At 41.2% G+C, this 17,180-nt stretch carries 14 protein-coding genes; 11 read left to right on the forward strand and 3 right to left on the reverse strand.

From position 1 onward, the window contains the following. Window positions 1–7: 7 nt before the first annotated feature. The 5 genes from AB3N61_RS15260 to AB3N61_RS15280 all read left to right on the forward strand — a co-directional run bounded on the left by AB3N61_RS15260 (window position 8) and on the right by AB3N61_RS15280 (window position 7,279). On the forward strand, window positions 8–1,891 hold the full coding sequence (locus tag AB3N61_RS15260) for an ABC transporter ATP-binding protein (protein WP_367898000.1): 1,884 nt from the start codon (window positions 8–10) through the stop codon (window positions 1,889–1,891). A gap of 11 nt (window positions 1,892–1,902) precedes the next feature. After that, window positions 1,903–2,946, forward strand: a complete 1,044-nt coding sequence (gene lpxK, locus AB3N61_RS15265) for a tetraacyldisaccharide 4'-kinase (protein ID WP_367898001.1) — start codon at window positions 1,903–1,905, stop codon at window positions 2,944–2,946. A 130-nt stretch (window positions 2,947–3,076) separates the two neighbouring features. Continuing rightward, entirely contained in the window at window positions 3,077–4,351 is a 1,275-nt protein-coding gene (locus AB3N61_RS15270) for an LA_0442/LA_0875 N-terminal domain-containing protein (protein WP_367898002.1), read from the forward strand. Between the two features lie 142 nt (window positions 4,352–4,493). Next, window positions 4,494–5,828 carry an LA_0442/LA_0875 N-terminal domain-containing protein gene (locus AB3N61_RS15275; protein WP_367898003.1) on the forward strand — a complete coding sequence of 445 codons (1,335 nt, stop codon included), beginning with the start codon at window positions 4,494–4,496 and terminating at the stop codon, window positions 5,826–5,828. Between the two features lie 182 nt (window positions 5,829–6,010). Continuing rightward, entirely contained in the window at window positions 6,011–7,279 is a 1,269-nt protein-coding gene (locus AB3N61_RS15280; protein ID WP_367898004.1) for a hypothetical protein, read from the forward strand. On the opposite strand, the gene AB3N61_RS15285 is transcribed toward AB3N61_RS15280, so the two are convergent. Continuing rightward, window positions 7,273–8,034 (reverse strand): HesA/MoeB/ThiF family protein, encoded by a 762-nt coding sequence (locus AB3N61_RS15285; RefSeq protein WP_020769302.1) that lies wholly within the window; start codon window positions 8,032–8,034, stop codon window positions 7,273–7,275. The genes AB3N61_RS15280 and AB3N61_RS15285 overlap by 7 nt on opposite strands. Window positions 8,035–8,046: 12 nt before the next feature. Next, entirely contained in the window at window positions 8,047–8,520 is a 474-nt protein-coding gene (locus tag AB3N61_RS15290) for a HEAT repeat domain-containing protein (RefSeq protein ID WP_020769122.1), read from the reverse strand. Window positions 8,521–8,622: 102 nt separating this feature from the next. Here AB3N61_RS15290 and AB3N61_RS15295 point away from each other — a divergent pair, with 102 nt between their 5' ends. From AB3N61_RS15295 to AB3N61_RS15320, 6 genes are all read left to right on the forward strand, one after another. Then, window positions 8,623–9,783, forward strand: a complete 1,161-nt coding sequence (locus AB3N61_RS15295; protein ID WP_020769010.1) for an LptF/LptG family permease — start codon at window positions 8,623–8,625, stop codon at window positions 9,781–9,783. Between the two features lie 121 nt (window positions 9,784–9,904). Beyond that, complete coding sequence (locus AB3N61_RS15300; RefSeq protein ID WP_367898005.1) at window positions 9,905–10,636, forward strand: ABC transporter ATP-binding protein; 732 nt, start codon at window positions 9,905–9,907, stop codon at window positions 10,634–10,636. Next, window positions 10,630–12,972 (forward strand): ABC transporter permease, encoded by a 2,343-nt coding sequence (locus AB3N61_RS15305; protein ID WP_020769344.1) that lies wholly within the window; start codon window positions 10,630–10,632, stop codon window positions 12,970–12,972. Before AB3N61_RS15300 ends, AB3N61_RS15305 begins: the two co-directional genes overlap by 7 nt. 3 nt (window positions 12,973–12,975) lie before the next feature. Then, window positions 12,976–13,848, forward strand: coding sequence for an efflux RND transporter periplasmic adaptor subunit (locus tag AB3N61_RS15310; RefSeq protein ID WP_367898006.1), 873 nt, complete (start codon window positions 12,976–12,978; stop codon window positions 13,846–13,848). 214 nt (window positions 13,849–14,062) lie between these two features. Further along, window positions 14,063–14,590, forward strand: a complete 528-nt coding sequence (locus tag AB3N61_RS15315) for an LIC10415 family protein (RefSeq protein WP_020769358.1) — start codon at window positions 14,063–14,065, stop codon at window positions 14,588–14,590. A gap of 227 nt (window positions 14,591–14,817) precedes the next feature. Beyond that, the gene (locus AB3N61_RS15320; RefSeq protein WP_367898007.1) at window positions 14,818–15,903 is read left to right on the forward strand and encodes an SH3 domain-containing protein; all 1,086 of its coding nucleotides are present in this window, start codon (window positions 14,818–14,820) and stop codon (window positions 15,901–15,903) included. Window positions 15,904–15,955: 52 nt separating this feature from the next. Here AB3N61_RS15320 and AB3N61_RS15325 read toward each other — a convergent pair whose 3' ends face one another. Continuing rightward, window positions 15,956–17,059: an alkene reductase gene (locus AB3N61_RS15325; protein ID WP_367898008.1), complete on the reverse strand. Its 1,104-nt coding sequence runs from the start codon at window positions 17,057–17,059 to the stop codon at window positions 15,956–15,958. Window positions 17,060–17,180: the final 121 nt, after the last annotated feature.

A 17,180-nucleotide genomic window follows, 5' to 3' on the forward strand; every position in this document is an offset into this window, starting at 1 on the left:
CGGACCTATGAACGTCTATAGACGCCTCTTGGGGTATTCCTTCAAGTATAAATACAGATTAATCACCGGGGTCGTACTATCCTTTTTTGTGTCCATACTCAATGGAGCCTCTCTCACTAGTGTTATTCCGATATTCAACGCGATCGGAAAAGGCGGAAAAGCCGACTTCCAAATTTCACTCACCAAAAAAGAAAGTATCGCACTAAAAGATAGGGAAGAGGGAAAAGAATTAGAAGCCATCCAAAAGATAGAGGCCCTATCCGCAGATATTAAGATCAAAACCAACTATTATCTAACTACTCTTCCGAAAGACCAGCTCGTTTTACTTTTTTGTTTATTCATCTTTCCCATCTATCTGGCAAAACTCTTATTCTTAACAGGCGCTGTCTATTGCATCAACTCCGGAGGATATCTAGCCGTCAGAGATCTTCGATTAGAACTTTATTCTAAAGCTCAAGAACTTCCGCTCAACCATTTCGTACAAGAGAAGACCGGGATCTTTATGAGCCGCATCGTAAACGATGTGGAAGTCCTGGCCAAGCTGATCAGTTCGGATCTGAAAGATGCGATCGTGGATTTTTTCTACATACTCACGCATTTACTTATTCTCCTTTTCTTAAGTTGGGAAATGTTTATCGCCGTTCTGGTTGTGGTCCCATTGATCATGGGCCCTGTGACTTCCTTTGCCGATCGGATCAGAAAAGCGACGCGTAACCAACAGGAAAGATTATCAGCGTTAAACGGTCATTTACAGGAAGTCATCTCGGGTATACGTGTTATACGCGCATTCTCGATGGAAAAAACGGAAGCGGGAAGATTCTGGGACATCAATAACGATCTTTCCGAAAAAACGTTCAAAGGGCATTTTTATCATCAGATCGGTCCGTCTTTAGTGGAACTTTCCAGCTCGATCGTTGCAGTGATATTTTTGGCTTTCGGCGCTTATTTGATCGAACTGGAAAAGCTGACCTTAGGTCATTTTATGATCTTCTTCTTAACTTTGGTATTTTTGACCAGACCTTTTAAGCAAATGGGAATGTTATCCAACTCCATCCAAAGTGCGGTTGCGGCAGGGACCAGAGTGTTCGAAATGTTGGATAGCGAAACGGATGTAAAAAATTCTCCGAATCCTATCTATCCTAAAAAACTTTCCAAAGAATTAAAATTCGATTCGGTAGGTTATACCTATCCCGGAGCAAAAAGTCCTGCATTGTCCGACTTAAATCTTTCCATCCAAAAAGGATCCACGATTGCGTTAGTCGGCTCTTCTGGGGCCGGAAAATCCACTTTGGTAGATCTTGTACCGCGATTGATCGATCCGACCGAAGGCTCCATTACCTGGGATGGAATGGATCTTAGGAATTTAGACCTGGCTTCTTTAAGAAAAAAGATCTCCATCGTGAACCAACAGGTATTCTTATTTAACGGAAGCATCCGAGAAAATATCTGCTATGGAACGGAGAATGTTACGGAAGAAAGAATGAGAGAAGTTGCAGAACTCGCCTTCGCGACCGAGTTTATCCTTTCTTTCGAAGACGGCTTCGATACCGTAGTGGGAGAAAGAGGAGTCATGTTATCCGGAGGCCAAAGGCAAAGGATCTCCATCGCAAGAGCATTATTGAATAATCCTGAAATCCTGATCTTGGACGAGGCCACTTCCGCGTTAGACACCGAATCGGAAAGAGTGGTCCAACAAGCGCTTGAATCCTTATACAAAAATAGGACCGTCATCATTATCGCTCATAGACTCTCCACAGTTCAGATCGCAGATACTATTTTTACTATGGAAGGTGGAAAAGTGGTAGAATCAGGATCTCACTCGGAATTGATCCGCTTGGACGGAAAGTATAAGAAATTGTACGAGATGCAGTTCGCAGAATCTCCGGTTTAAGAAAAAAGAATATGATTTCTTTTGGGAAGATCCTCTCTTTTCCGATCTTATTTTTACTCAGCCTGGTTTATAGGATCTTATTTTTTTTTGATAGAAGTTTAAAGAAAAAAAGAACTCTCTCTTCTTCCATAACGATTAGTATCGGGAATTTTAGCGTGGGTGGAACAGGCAAAACACCTTTTACACTTCATCTAGCAAAATTACTCCATTCTAATTTTCCGAAAATCCCAATCGTGATCTTAAGCAGAGGATACGGTTCTTCCGGAAAGGGAACCCGAAGAGTCACTAATAATTCTCTTCCGTCCGACGTGGGGGACGAACCTCTTCTATTAAAAAAGAATCTTCCTTTTGTAGAAGTGTATGTGGGAAGTAACAGGTTCGACTCTTACCAACAATACAGATCTGAAAACAAAATCCCGAACGATCAAAAGGTATTTGTATTACTGGATGACGGATTCCAACACCATGCTTTACAGAGGGACTTAGATTTGGTTTTATTGGACTGTACCAATCTTTCCAAAATGGAATTCTTACTTCCTCTAGGTTTATTAAGGGAATCTTATAATTCGGTATCTAGGGCAAATTTTTTAGTAGCATCCAAGTATTCGGAAGAATTGGAAAGTTCCCTTTCGAATTGGATCCGAAAATACAAACCTTCTCGAACCTTAAGATTTAGATTTTCGCCCCAAATATTAGTTCCACTTTCCCCGGGATCATCCGAGCGATCCGTCAGGGATTTAACCGGAAAATCCGTATTTGGCTTTGCAGGTTTGGGAAATCCAGGCTCGTTCTTTTCTTCCTTACAAAATCAAAATCCTTCCGAGCTAAAAACCAAATCCTATCCGGATCATTATTCTTATACGAAGGACGATATAACCCGGATCTCGGAGAACACTTCCAACCAAGATTACATTGTCTGCACGGAAAAAGACGGAGTAAAGATCTCTTCACTCATAGAAACCGATAAAAATTTTTCAAAATGGTTTTATCTTAAATTAGAAACCGTTCTGGAAAACGAATCCGAATTGATAAGCTCGGTCCGCAGTTTCATCTAATTGGCTAAAAAGACTTTCTCTTTTCCTTAAAAATAGTCTAATCCTCACTCTTTCTTGTTTACAGGTAGGAATATAAAGAATAGAAATAAATTTTTTATTAATATCCGAAACTGTTAATGAAGAAGGTTGAATGAAGTCCAAGTTCCTATTTCTATTCTTATTATTCCTGCCTGTAGTTCTATTTGCCGAGGCCCAAGCCGTATATTTACGTAGCGGCCAAATATTACATGGAGATGTCGTCAACCAAACCGCAACCTATATCGATCTGAAATTACAAAACGGGGAAACGAAACGTATCCAAAAGGAGAATATCTTAAGGATATCTTATAGAGAACCGCAAAAGGAAGAACCTAAAAAGACCGAACCGGTAACTGCCGTGGAAAAACAAGAGCCCAAAAAGGAAGAACCGGCTATCGTCTTTCCTCCCTCGATCGTGAAAGTAGCCAAAAGAGCGGTTAGAAATCCATTAGAAAGACATTATGTAGATATTTATTTAGGTGCTGGAAGCGGAACCTTCTCGCCCCAAACCGTAGATTTTTACTATAAATATCAGAACATAAGAAGTTTATTCATCGATGCGACCCCTTTTTATTTAGCCGGAAGCCCGAACCGTACTGCGGGCACATCCGTATCAGCGGGGATCAATTATAAATTCAAAAAATTCTCCTTAGAAGCAGTGGGAATGGAAATAAATACTTCCACAAGTTCCAAAAACCTAGGACCGGAAGGAGATCCGATCGTGGTTTATGGATCTTATCCCGAACAAATGAAGGCGGCTTTTTTTAAAGGATCTTATTCCGCGCTTTCGAGGTCCAATTTCGAGTTGTATCCGAGTATAGGTTATATCCGAACTTGGAATAGAACCAAAGATTCACATTCACAGGTATTTCAGCCGGATAGCGTGGGTGGAAAATCCAATTTCCAAGCTTCTGAAAGTTTGATCGGGACATCCGTTGGAATCGGTTTTGCTTATTTGTTCGGTTCTAAATTCGAGGTACGGCCTGAATTCGAAACCTTAACGATGAAAGGTTCCCAGTCGATCCACCAGGATTATACCGCTATATTTTTAGCGCCCCCTTTCACCCTCTTTGTACTTCCTGCGGACTATAGTTTTGACTGGAAGGCAAAAGGAACTCACACTTCATTAAAGCTGAGTTATTTTTGGAAAATGGGGATCGGTTTTTTTATAAAATATGATTCTTATCAATGGAAATATTCCCTACAAGACGGAAGTTTTCCGATCACACTTTCTCTGGATTCCGATCCTCCTACTTTGTCGGAACTTGTAAGTTGGAATTTCAGCCAGAAGTTACTTGCGCAAACTATAAATGCCACAGGTAAGGCGACTTCGATACAATTCGGAGTTTCTAAAACCCTGAACTTCGGACCCGAAGAAAATTATTAACCGAAGAGCAATTTCACTATGTAGTATTTGTTATAAGATAACCGCTCTTAGATTTCGGAGCTGTCAATTTATTGCTTGAATCTTGTCTTCATCTCAAGGATTCTTTCCCAGAGTTCAAGTGGTAAGTGAGATCGGATCCGGGATGCGAAGACTAAAAAATAAGGTAAGAGCGGCAATTTTCTTCGGATGTATGATATTCTCGCTAACTTCCGTCCATCCTAACGATCAAGTCATCTATATGAAAGACGGAAGAGTGATCACTGCGGAGATCGTTTCTCAAACCGCATTTAAAGTGGTAATCAAACTTCCAGACGGATCCACAAAAGAGATCTCAAAACAAGATATCAAAAGGATTGCATTTAAAGAAGCCAAAACCCCGGAACCAAAAGACAAAACTCCTGTTGGACCTCCTACACCCGCTCCCGAAGAGGTTGTAAAACAACAGGAAGAAGAATCCAAAAAACAAGCCGTCTTAGATGAAAAAACGGAAAAAAGAAAAAAACAAATCGAAGAAGCAAAACGAAATCGTTTAGAAATTTTTCTTGGCACTGGATCCGGAACCGTAAACTTCCAAGGCGCGAATTTTTACGACCAAGTGATCGCGGTTGGAAGTAGTATAGGCCAAGACAGCGGTAAATTCGAATATTCGTTAGAACCGAAACCCAAAAGCGGAAAGGCCGGTTCATTTGAAGTCAGATACTCTTGGAATCGATATGTGGGGGAAATAGGCGCAAGTTCCGCTACATCCTCTGCGACCCAAAGTATTTTCGGATTAGACGGCCCAAGTGGCGGCACATACCCGAAATTTATCCAAGGAAATTATGATGTTTCCATGAAACATGTTTTCGGAAATTTCTCTTACTCGGTATACCCGCATCCTAAATACGATGTGCGCCCCGTTATCGGATACCACCAGTTCTGGTCAAAAACGGAGAACTTTAATTCGACGATCTTCGGAACGGGAACTGCTCCGGCATTTACGGAACAATATTTCGGGATCGTTCCTACTTCCGCCTCAGAAGTCCTAAAAGGATATTCCTTCGGAGTACAATACGACTTAAAAGTAGGTGGATTCGAGATCCGGACCGGTTTACATATTCTTAAATTGCAGGGTTTCGGGACCTACGATCGAAATATTTATGCTTACGCTCCATTATCATTCGATTCCCAATCTAACGGCATACAGACATACAATAAATGGATCGCAAATGGAGCCTTATTGGATATTAGATTGGTCTATCCTTGGAAATACGGGATCGGCTTTTGGTTCGGTTTGAATTCGATGAACTGGACTTATACCATATCCGATTCCTCTCTATCGATCAAGAACGAAAACGTATCGGACAGTAACCCGGCCCAAGATGCTGTCCTAGGAAAACTACTTTTCGAATCTTTGGTCGGCCCAGGCGCTCTCAAAGAAACAAAAGCCACAACGATCCAGATCGGCGCCACGTACTCGTACGACTTCAACAAATAAGATACAAATTTTTTTCATCCTAGTCCGTTTTTAAATCGGAAAACAAATATTAAGAACTCGAATATTATACCGGGAAATCGCGTCTAATTTCTCTGAATATGTTCTATCCGAAACGAATTTTCGTTTTAAGCCTATTTGTTCTCTTCCCTTTAAATATGTTCGCCGAAATCCAATACGTTTACATGAAAGACGGAAGGATACTTAAAGGAGAAGTTCTTCACCAAAGTGCCTTCAAGATCAGATTTAAAAGTACCGAAGGAAAAGAAGAAGAAATACTGAAATCCGCAATCCGTAGAATTACATTCAAAAATCCTGATATAAAAGAACCGACTAGACAAGAAAAGATCGAAAAAACTGATCCTGTACTCGAAACAAAATTAAAGGCAGAAGAAGAGGAAAGGCGAAAGAAATTAGAGGAGGAAAATCTCAAACAAAAGGAAGAATTAAAGATCGCTCAAAAAGATAACCCTTCTACACTTTCGAATCGTCATACTTTCGAAATTTCGGGAGGAATAGGGAGAAGCAGTTATGAAAGCCAGGTCGCCAATTTCCATAGAGGAGTGGAACAATATGCCACCCTCTTAGGTAATCGAGGAGGATTTTTCTATAATTCTCCGGATCGAAAAGATTCGGACGCAAAAACTATTAATCTAAGGTATACTTGGAAACGTATTATTGGAGAGTTTGGCGGGTCCCATTTAAACTCTTTGGAATCGGTAAATAATTTCGGGAATATCGTATATCCGGATCTTTCGGGGGTAACGGTCTCACAGGCCGCATTTAGTCCTGGTGTTCCCCATCATCAAATCAGCTATAAGCAGGTATACGCTCAAATTTCCTATAACGTATTTTCTAAAGCAGGATTCGAAGTCCGGCCTATATTAGGTTACCATAAAGTTTGGCAGAAGGGAAAAGACGATTCTACTTACGAAATCTCTCCCAAAGATCCTGCAAATACGAATACTATAGATTGGGTTATAAAATATGGGACAGGTTTCAGTGATTATTTAAGCGGTCCTTCTTTCGGAGCGACGATAGAATACAAATGGAAGGAGAAATGGGAGACAAGGTGGGAATTACAAAAACAATTCCTTCATGGAAATTCCGTCTATACACGAGACCAAATTGCCTTCCTTGCCGGTAGCTTTTTCGAAAACAGAGCCGCCTTGAACAACCAATGGAGGGTGGATTCTCAATCGATTTCAGGAAAGTTAATCTACCATTGGAGAGATTCGGTCTTCTTCTGGACAGGATTCCAATATTCCAAACTCTCTTATAAGATGGAACACTTCGGAGGGGATCTAGATTTAAACGGGAGTCCTATAAACGCCTATGTAAGTTTAGAATTGATCCAATCATTAACCCAGGGCCTTGCAGGAAATTCCACCGCAAAGGCAATCTATGTGGGAGCGGGATATTCTCTCGACTTCTCTAAAAAACAAACTCAATGAAGTAAACCGCAAACTATACAATCTTTACGTCTGAAAGTGGAGATAGTCCTGAACTCCATTGATCTGGAATCTACCTGTAAAATCCTGCCGAATAAACCCGACTCTCTCTCGAAATCACTTAATAATAATTGAATGCATTCCGTGGCCTGAATCGTGCCGATCATCCCCGCCATACTGCCTATTACTCCGGCATCCGCACAAGAAGGCACATGTTCCGGAGGCGGAGGATCCTCATACACACATCTAAAACAAGCATCCTTACCTGGACGAACTCCCATCACCATTCCATCAAAACGAAGTACACCCGCAGTGATAAAAGGGATCTTCTCTCGAACACATGTATCGTTCGTTAAAAACTTGGTATCGAAATTATCGGAACCTTCCAAGACCAAATCCGATCCGCTCAGCAGGTCCTTCGCATTCTCTACGTTAAGTCTTGCTTGTATACCTTCTACCCTTATATAAGGATTTAAAGATCTAAGATTTTCGGAAGAAGCTTCCGATTTGGATCTTCCTATATCAGAATGTTTGAATATGATTTGCCTTTGTAGATTGGTGGTCTCAACGATATCGGAGTCTATGATCCTGATATTTCCGACTCCAGCGGCCCCTAAATATAACAAAGCCGGAGATCCAAGACCCCCGGCTCCAATTACCGTAACAACGGATTTTTTGAGTTTTTCCTGACCGCTACGTTTAACTTCGTTTAAAAGAATATTCCGAGAATAACGACTCAGTTCCTCCGGACTCAACACCGAAAAAAAGGATTAACCCTTTAACTTTTTAGTAAGAACGTTTAAGAAGTCGGAAACAAACTCGTCTGATCTGCGGTTTTTGTCCGCAAACTCAAGAGCTTCTTTCGCAGCGTCTTCCGCCTTCTCATTTTTGATCACGATGTTCAGGATAGAAACAAGAGCGGTGTAGACGATATCTCCATTGTCGGAGCTGATCACTTTGTTTTTTAAAGCGATAGTCGAATCACCGGCTTCTCCGATTTGGCCCAGAGCAATCCCCGCAGGAACAGCAACTTTAGGGTCGTTCGAACGGTTCAGAAGATTGATCAATTCCGGAACTGCGGACTTTTCTTTTTTATCTCCCAAATAAAGGGAAGCTTCGATTTTTTCCTGATCGGATCCGCTGGAGAGCGCCTTAATATGATCTTCCGTACTTTTTTCGGCAGAAACCGAAACAGTAAAAATAAGAGTGGCGAGTATTGCGAGCGAAATGACGCTTTTTTTCATGATCTCCTCCTGTAACGGAGGAATTTTCTCTTAAGAGCCAAGATCGTCAACCCAAATAAATGAATCGTAGGAATCGCTCGGCCATTTGATGATGGATTCGGAATGCAGTTCAGTCTTCCCGAAATCCGTCCCAAAGAATGGATCCAAAGAATAAAAGAGGAATTTTTTCCACCACGAATCTTGGATAAGTATGTATTCTCCGAGTTCATAAAAATATTTATCGGGGCCCTAATCACTTTGGGATTTTTGGCCTTAATGTCCTCTTATAGCGATATCAAGGGAGACATGGCTTCTTCCAAAGGGGGAAAGATCCACGGTTGGCTTTTTATCCTTTTCCGACTCCCCCAGATGCTCATCCAGTACATCATGAACATCGCGATACTTTTCTCCGTTTCTTTCACTGTGGGGCAGTTCTCTGCAAACAAAGAATTGGTGGCGATGATGGCTGCAGGGATCTCATTCCGGAGGATTGTAGCCCCGATCGTAGCATTTAGTTGTGTACTTTGGTTTGCAGCATTCTTCTTAAAACAAACAGTTGTAGCTCCATTAAACGCAAGAGCCAACGAAGAACACAAAATGTTAAAAGAAGGAGACCAAAACACGTTAGTCGGAGTGGTCTACCAAAAACATTTCAAAGGGCAAGAAGGATTTTATTATATTTATTATTACGATACTAAGGAAGAAGAGATCAAAGGTGGATTTAATTATATCTGTCTAACCAAGGAGCAGACTCCTGATTATCTTTTAGTAGCCCAAAGAGCAAAATTCGATTATCAAAAAGGAGTTTGGATCTTAAAAGGTGTAGAAGAAACCAAATTCGACGACGATTTACAAGTGGTCTCCGTACAAAAGTTTACGGAAAAAGAATATACACTTCCGGAAAAGCCCGACTATTTCAAAAAACTTAAAGGTTCAGTAGAAGAGATGAACTTCTTCGAACTTTCGGAAGAAAAAGAAAATCGTATCCGCAAAGGTTTATCTTACGGAGATGTGGATATAGCCAAACACACATTGTTTGCGGAACCTTTGCTGATCGTGGTGTTAACTTTAGTAGGCTGTGCCAGCGGATTTTTTACCAAAAGAATGGCGATCGTCTCTTCTCTTGGAGTGAGTATCGGAGTAGCGCTTCTCTATATGGTCATGGATCCTTCTTTCAAATCCTTGGGCGAAAACGAAGTAATCCCGATCTGGCTTGCGAGTTGGATCACTCCAATATTATTCCTATCAGGACTTTACGTAGTTTACAAAAGGTTAAAAGTTTGAAAAATAGGCTGACAATCCCCAACTTCATCATACATATAAACTTTAGAAAACATTAACATAGATCAATCCCGCACCTAAAAAATCTATTTTACTTAGGCAATTAGGCATAAACGATCCTTGTATGAAAAAATCCGGAAAACATGATCCGAAAGATCCGGTCTTTGAAACCGTAAATCTCAGTAAAATTTACGATATGGGCCAAGTGAAGGTCCCCGCTTTGACCGGTATCAACGTCCGATTTTTCAGATCCGAATTTTCGGTCCTACTGGGTCCCAGTGGGAGCGGTAAATCCACCTTGTTAAACATATTAGGCGGATTGGATTCTCCCAGCTCCGGAGATCTTCTTTTCAATAATCGACCTTTAGAAGCGGATCAAAACGAAGACCTCACCGAGTTCAGAAGAAAGTATGTGGGATTCGTATTCCAGTTTTATAATTTGATCCCAAGCCTTACGGCGGAAGAAAACGTAAAACTTGTTACTGATATCTCCGACAATCCGATGTCTCCACTAGAAGCTTTAAAAATGGTCGGTTTGACAGATAGAAAAGATCATTTTCCTTCCCAACTTTCCGGAGGAGAGCAACAAAGGGTCGCGATCGCAAGAGCCATAGTAAAAAGGCCCGAAATACTTCTTTGTGACGAACCGACAGGTGCATTGGACTTTAAAACAGGGAAAATCGTATTGGATGCCATTTCCAAGATAAACAAAGAACTAGGTACGACTACCATTATAATAACGCACAATGTAAGCATCGCTTCCATTGCGGATAGAGTCGTTGAGATGAGAGATGGTTGTATCGTCTCGGACAAAACCAATCTACATAAAACCTCTACGGAGAGTTTGCATTGGTAAGGGTCTTAGATAAAAAAGCCTTTCGGGAATTATTAGCTTGGAAGTCCCAAGCCCTGACCATCACATTAGTGATCGCTTCCGGGATTGCGGTATTCCTGACTTCTTTAAGCGCATACGATTCCCTTTTAATCTCAAGGAACAATTTTTATGCGGAATATTCCCTTTCTCAGGGATTTGTTTCTCTTCATAAGGCGCCTGAATCCATAATTTTAGATATTTCTAAAATACCTGGGGTATCCTACGCAGAAGGTAGGATCATCAAAGATATTGTTTTGGATTTCGAATCGGAATCAATTCCAAGCGGAGGAAGAATAGTCACTTTAACGGAAGGTCTAAACCGTTTAGCGATATTACAAGGAAGATTGCCTAGGGAAAAAGACGAAACCGTTATCAGCGAGGCTTTCTCTATTGCGAATCGATTAGCCCCCGGTTCCAAACTCACGGCAGTTTTAGAAGGAAAGAAAAAAATACTGACTGTCTCCGGGATCGCACTTTCTCCGGAATATGTGTACGTTTTTCGTCCGGGAGGATTTCTGCCGGATGATAAACATTACGGGATCCTGTGGATGAAAAAAGAAAGTGTGGAAGAGATCTTCGATATGAACGGAGCGGTAAACGATATAGTGTTTGATTTCGCTCCCAATGCCGAAAAAAACTCGGTGCTCAAAGAAATCGACCTCAAGCTGACCACATTCGGAGGATTAGGTTCTTACGATAGGGATAAACTACCATCTCACTCCTTCCTAAGGGATGAATTCAAACAGCTAAGAACGACAGCCTTCTCCATTCCGATGGTATTTTTGGGAGTAGCGGCCTTTCTTCTTCATATAGTATCTTCCAGAATGATCTCCAAACAAAGGGAACAGATCGCCACACTAAAAGCGCTTGGATATGGAGATAGAAGTATCGCATTCCATTATTTATTGATAATATTATTTATTTGTATAATAGGTTCCTTTTTGGGAATAATATTCGGATATTATTTAGGGACTCAGATGGTAGATCTTTACGGAGACTATTACAGATTTCCGGATTTAAAATTCCTATTCGAGCCTAAATTAGCGATCCAAGCGGTATTGATCGGAATTATTTCCGGTATGGCCGGCTCCTTGTTATCGATCCGAAAAGCGACTTCTCTTCAACCTGCTCAAGCGATGAGGCCGCCTTCTCCCGAAAATTTCTCCAAAAGTTTTCTGGAAGATTATTGGAAGGACCTTCCGGTCGTATATAGGATCGCAATAAGAAATCTGATTAGAAGGCCCGGGAGAACAATATTATTCGTTTTGGGAGTTTCTTCTTCAGTAATGATTATGGTCTTGGGTCTATTTTCTAGGGATACGATGAATTCGATCATAAAGATACAATTCGAAGATCTACAAAGAGACACCGTTACATTAAATTTTCAGAATGCGGTAGCTTCTGATTCGATATTGGAATTAGCAAAGATGGAAGGGATCTTGCTAGTGGAAGGATATAGATCGGTCCCGATCCGTATACGTTACGGAAATTCGAGCAAAGAGATCGCCTTGACGGGAATGCCTGAAAATTCCTCTCTCAGAAGATTGATAGACGAAAAAGGGAAAAACATTCCTGTTCCGGAGGATGGGATCCTGCTAAATTCAGGTTTGGCGGAAAAATTCGGGATCCGGAAAGGAGACAAAATACGACTGGAAGTATTGGAAGGACAAAGGATCAAAACGGAAGTCGAAGTAACGGGCATTATAAACGAAATATTGGGACAAGGAGCCTATAAGGAGATCCGATCCTTAAACAGATTGTTAAGGGAAGGAGATCAGGTAAATATTGCCGCACTTTGGACTGACTCTTCTAAAGAAGAAAGCTTATTGAACGAATTAAAATCCTATCCGAAGATCTCCGGAGTATCCACGCGTAAGCGAACTCTGAAAATATTTTACGAATTAATGTCAAGAAGTATACTAACAACATCTCTGATTATAATGATTTTTGCATGTATCATTTCCGTAGGGGTAGTCTATAACACCGCTTTGATCTCACTTTCGGAGAGAGCCTTCGAGTTGGGTAGCCTTAGAATATTAGGTTTTACGAAAGCGGAAGTTTTTATAATATTAGCAGGAGAATTGACCATAGTCATTCTAACATCCCTTCCTTTAGGATGTTTGCTCGGATATTTTTCCGGATACGGGATCTTGAGCACAGTGGAAACGGAAGGATTTAAGATCCCGTTATTCATCGCTCCGAAAACGTACGTAATTTCCATCTTCACCGTACTAATTACCTCTTTATTTAGTTTCTGGATACTTTACGTTAAAATAAAATCTATGGACCTGATCTCCGTATTAAAGGTAAGAGAATAAAAGATGCAACTAAAGGAAACCTTATTAAACTTATATTCCAATAAGATCGCCCGGATCTCCGCTGTCGGCGTTTTGCTACTCCTGATAGGCTGGTGGATTTTCAGGCCCAAACCTTTGCAAGTAGATATAGGGAAGGTGGAAAAAGGAACTTACCGACAAATCGTAGAAGAAGAAGGGATCACTAGGGTAAAAGAAAAATTCACCCTCTTCTCCCCTGTAAACGGTGTACTACAAAGAATAGAAAAACACGTGGGAGAAAAAGTCGATAAAGGCGAAACAGTCGCAGTCGTACGCTGGGATTATGATAGAACGATAAAATCCCCGATCTCAGGGAGTATTTTATCCATCCAAAGAGAAAGTGAAGGACCAATCTCTATAGGAGCGCCTATCCTTGAAATAGGAAATACTTCTTCTCTTGAGATCGTATGCGATATTCTCACCCAAGATAGTACTCATATCCATCCCGGAAATCCCGTTCTAATAGAAGGATGGGGAGGAGAACCTTTTCAAGGGAAAGTCAGGCTAATAGAACCTGCTGCATTCACCAAAATTTCCTCCTTAGGCGTGGAGGAACAAAGAGTTAGGACCATTATAGATATTACTCCCCCTCCTAAAATGGGAGATTCCTTTCGGGTACAAGCCAAAATTATCTCCTTTAGCAAAGATAACGTGCTGATCCTTCCGACTGCCGCTTTGTTTAGAGAAGGAGAAAACTGGGCGGTCTTTAAAGTGGTAAAAGGTAAGGCGCAGAAGACTAACGTGAAAATCGAAGCAAGAAGCGGAAAATTTTCCCTTCTGACGGAAGGTCTGCAAGAAGGAGACGAAGTGGTTTTGTATCCCACGGAAGAGATACGGAACGGAAAAAGGGTAAAATGACCTAATAGAAACTATTCGGATTTTTTTCCTAAAAAACTGAATTTTTGGAAAAAAAATTCATTGGTTCTCTAAAGTTTGTCCGATACTTAGTACAGATATGCCTAGGGAGTAACCGCTTAGATGCGACATAAACTCTTTGGAAAATGAAGGATCGGGTTTATCTACCGATTTTTCCAAAGGTTCGCCGGATTACACCGAAAGGAGGGTAAAGAACATGGACGTTCAACTTACGAATCTAGTCTCATCAGCAGAGAAACTTCTCCGCGACAAGAGATCTTCCGTTCCAGGAAGAACGGGAGTACCCTCGGAAGCCCAGAACGCAGCCGACAAAACCGAGTTTTCTAGCAGCTTGACCTCTAGATACTTGAAAGTTCAGGAAACCTTGGGAAATCTCCAAGAACAACTTTCCAAAGAACAAATGAAACTCGGAGTATTGAGCGAAGAGAATAACACACCTAAAGAGGATCTAATCAATATCCTTTTCGGTGAAACTCCTTTGTTCAGAGAATTGGTAGAAAATCCGAATCAGGATTTAAATCAATTGAGAGAAGAGGTCCGAGTCAAAAAGGACCAACTAATAGATTCTATCCGTAAATACGAAGTGGAATCCGAGAACGTACTCTCTGTCGGAATGCTTAAGAACCCTGAAAATTTCCGGAAATCGATCGAAAACCTTTCCGGCAAAGATATTCAGATGAAACAGCTCTCCGAGAAAACTATAGAAAGACTGATCCAAGATTAAGACTGAGGATCCCACAATCTAATATTTTAAATATACCCCTTAAACTGGGGATGGGACCCTCTTTATCTTTTCTCCTACACTTCCTCTTCATTCTAAATCGTAAAATTTGTAGAACAGGCTCTTATCCGATTTTGATAATCGAATCGCTCGCCTAATATTCTTAATACGAATTCTTTTCATCTTCAGATCGTTAAAAAGCTTGCGGCCTCTGCTTTCGAAACAATGCTTTGGCTGGAATGGCGCTTAAATTCCGGATCTTATTACTTTTACTTCTACCAACATTCTATCTTTCTTTGGTCGCTCAGACCTCGGACCCGTACCATTACGTGCTGATCACATCGGGAGTATTAAACGTTAGAGAAACTCCGGAAAACGGAAAGATCATCTTTACCTTAAACAGGGGAAATAAGGTCAAAATACTTCCGGATGAATCAAAAGGCCCGATCGATTGGACAAAGATCAAAACGGAAGACGGTCGAACCGGTTTCGTTTCTAGAAAATATTTAGGACTCACACCACCGGATACCTTGGATGAGTACAAATTGATCGGATTCGTTTGGTCTGGATACGACCCAAAGGATCTACCTATCTTTGTTCCTCTGGCATTTTTCGGTCCAAGGGGTTGGCAAGAAGCAAAAGACGAATACGAATTCGATTATAAGTTCAGAAGCGGCGTGAATACTTCACTTCCTTCTTTCTCATTATTAGAAGGAGAAAAAGGTCCGTCTTTTTCCGCCACCTCTCCTACCACGTACGGATGCCAAGAATCCCCCGCATTAAAAGTAAAACCTACTGGAGATGTGAAGGCCAAAAAAGATTGGTTGGTATACTCTCCGGATCTTGGACTACAATCCATTCCACTCCAAGAATTATCCAAAACGGATCCCGATTATATTCTTTTTAAAAATTTGGCGGAAACCACCTGGAAAGCCAGAGGGTATCCTGAAACGGAATGGCTTCATTCCACGATGGAGGAAGTGTATTCCTTCAAAAATAATAAAAAGGAAACATTTCTTTCCGGAAGGATCGCCTATCATAAGAAAGGTGCGGAAAGAAGATATCTTTACTTACTCGGACGCAAATTCGGAACGGACAGGGTTCTGATCTCTTTTGAAAAATCCGAAAAACTGACGGAAGAATTGGGATTTTACGGCGGATCTTACCATTTAATCGGAGTGATCTACAGGGAGGAAGATCCCGTTCCTATATTATTATTCACTGATATCGGATACGATTCTTCCATTAAATCTTTATACGAATTGAAGAACGGGACCTTACAGTTATTATTAAGAGGAGCTGGAGACGCCTGTTAATTTTGTCCTAGTCCCGCTGCTTGAAAAATCCAAGCAGCGAAATCTGTTTAGATTAAACCTGGGAAAGCGCTGCCACAGGATAATCGGTATACCCTTTTTCACCCGGGGTATAAAAGAGAGAAGCATCCGGTTCGGTAAGAGGGATACCTTTCTCCAATCGTTCCACTAAATCCGGATTCGAAATAAAGTTACGACCGAATGCGATCAGATCCGCATTTTTTTGTTTTAGATCATAATCCGCACGCTCCGGATCGTAACCGCCTGAAAGAATATAAGTCCCGTTCGGGTTTTGAGATTTATAAGATTCCCTGATCACGGCAACTGTGGAATCCTTCGGCGCAGGAGCTCCCATCGAAGAATGGTTCACAATGTGAATGTAAACTAATCCCAATTTTCCCAAAGAAGTAGCGAGATCTTTATACTGTTCTTCTATTTCATTATGAATTTCTAAATCGTTGAATACGCCGTAAGGAGAAAGTCTGATCCCCACTTTTTCCGCACCAATCGCTTCCACAACCGCTGTGGCGACCTCTAAAGCGAATCTGTTCCTTTTTTTCCAATCTCCGCCATATTCATCGTTTCTATGATTTGCGCTTGGATGTAAAAATTGTTCTATCAGGTATCCGTTAGCGCCATGAAGTTCCACTCCATCAAATCCGGCTTTGATCGCGTTTTCTGCCGCATTCACATATTCTCGGATCGCCACTTGAATATCTTTTGAATTCATTTCTCGCGGGGGAGAATAAGGTTGGTTACCTTCCGCATCCGTCCACACCGTTCCTTTCAATCCGATCGCAGAAGGTCCTACTAATTCCGCACCTTCGGGTAAGTTCAAATTATTCCCTACTCTTCCTGAGTGCATGAGCTGGACAAATATTCTACCATGCATTGTATGCACTGCATCCGTTACCTTCTTCCAACCCTGGACCTGTTCTTCCGAAAAAATTCCCGGGATCCTTGCATATCCTAAACCATTAGGAGAAGGAGAAACACCCTCTGTAATTAGTAAACCCGCTCCGGCCCTTTGGGAATAGTACGCTGCCATTAGATCGTTTGGAATATTGCCGATGGCTCTAGATCGGGTCATTGGAGCCATAACAGCTCTATTTTTTAGCTTATTCTTTCCTAATGTATATTCGGTAAATAATAGATTCATTTCTTTCCTCGGATCTTAGACGAAGAAATGCTTCATGATTGAACCTTTTTTACGTAAAGTGATTCAGAAAACCTATGTAGAAATTGCAGGATATTCCGTAGACCGAAGTTCGGGTTATTGG

Origin of the sequence: Leptospira sp. WS58.C1, assembly GCF_040833995.1 — a bacterium.
GTDB classification, from domain to species: domain Bacteria; phylum Spirochaetota; class Leptospiria; order Leptospirales; family Leptospiraceae; genus Leptospira_B; species Leptospira_B cinconiae.

Bases quoted from the DNA above. Each gene is read 5' to 3' on its own strand.
- AB3N61_RS15310 (WP_367898006.1), top strand. From the start codon at position 12,976: ATGCAACTAAAGGAAACCTTATTAAACTTATATTCCAATAAGATCGCC.
- AB3N61_RS15260 (WP_367898000.1), top strand. From the start codon at position 8: ATGAACGTCTATAGACGCCTCTTGGGGTATTCCTTCAAGTATAAATAC.
- AB3N61_RS15290 (WP_020769122.1), bottom strand. From the start codon at position 8,520: ATGAAAAAAAGCGTCATTTCGCTCGCAATACTCGCCACTCTTATTTTT.
- AB3N61_RS15280 (WP_367898004.1), top strand. From the start codon at position 6,011: ATGAAAGACGGAAGGATACTTAAAGGAGAAGTTCTTCACCAAAGTGCC.
- AB3N61_RS15325 (WP_367898008.1), bottom strand. From the start codon at position 17,059: ATGAATCTATTATTTACCGAATATACATTAGGAAAGAATAAGCTAAAA.
- lpxK (WP_367898001.1), top strand. From the start codon at position 1,903: ATGATTTCTTTTGGGAAGATCCTCTCTTTTCCGATCTTATTTTTACTC.
- AB3N61_RS15295 (WP_020769010.1), top strand. From the start codon at position 8,623: ATGCAGTTCAGTCTTCCCGAAATCCGTCCCAAAGAATGGATCCAAAGA.
- AB3N61_RS15315 (WP_020769358.1), top strand. From the start codon at position 14,063: ATGGACGTTCAACTTACGAATCTAGTCTCATCAGCAGAGAAACTTCTC.
- AB3N61_RS15270 (WP_367898002.1), top strand. From the start codon at position 3,077: ATGAAGTCCAAGTTCCTATTTCTATTCTTATTATTCCTGCCTGTAGTT.
- AB3N61_RS15275 (WP_367898003.1), top strand. From the start codon at position 4,494: ATGCGAAGACTAAAAAATAAGGTAAGAGCGGCAATTTTCTTCGGATGT.
- AB3N61_RS15300 (WP_367898005.1), top strand. From the start codon at position 9,905: ATGAAAAAATCCGGAAAACATGATCCGAAAGATCCGGTCTTTGAAACC.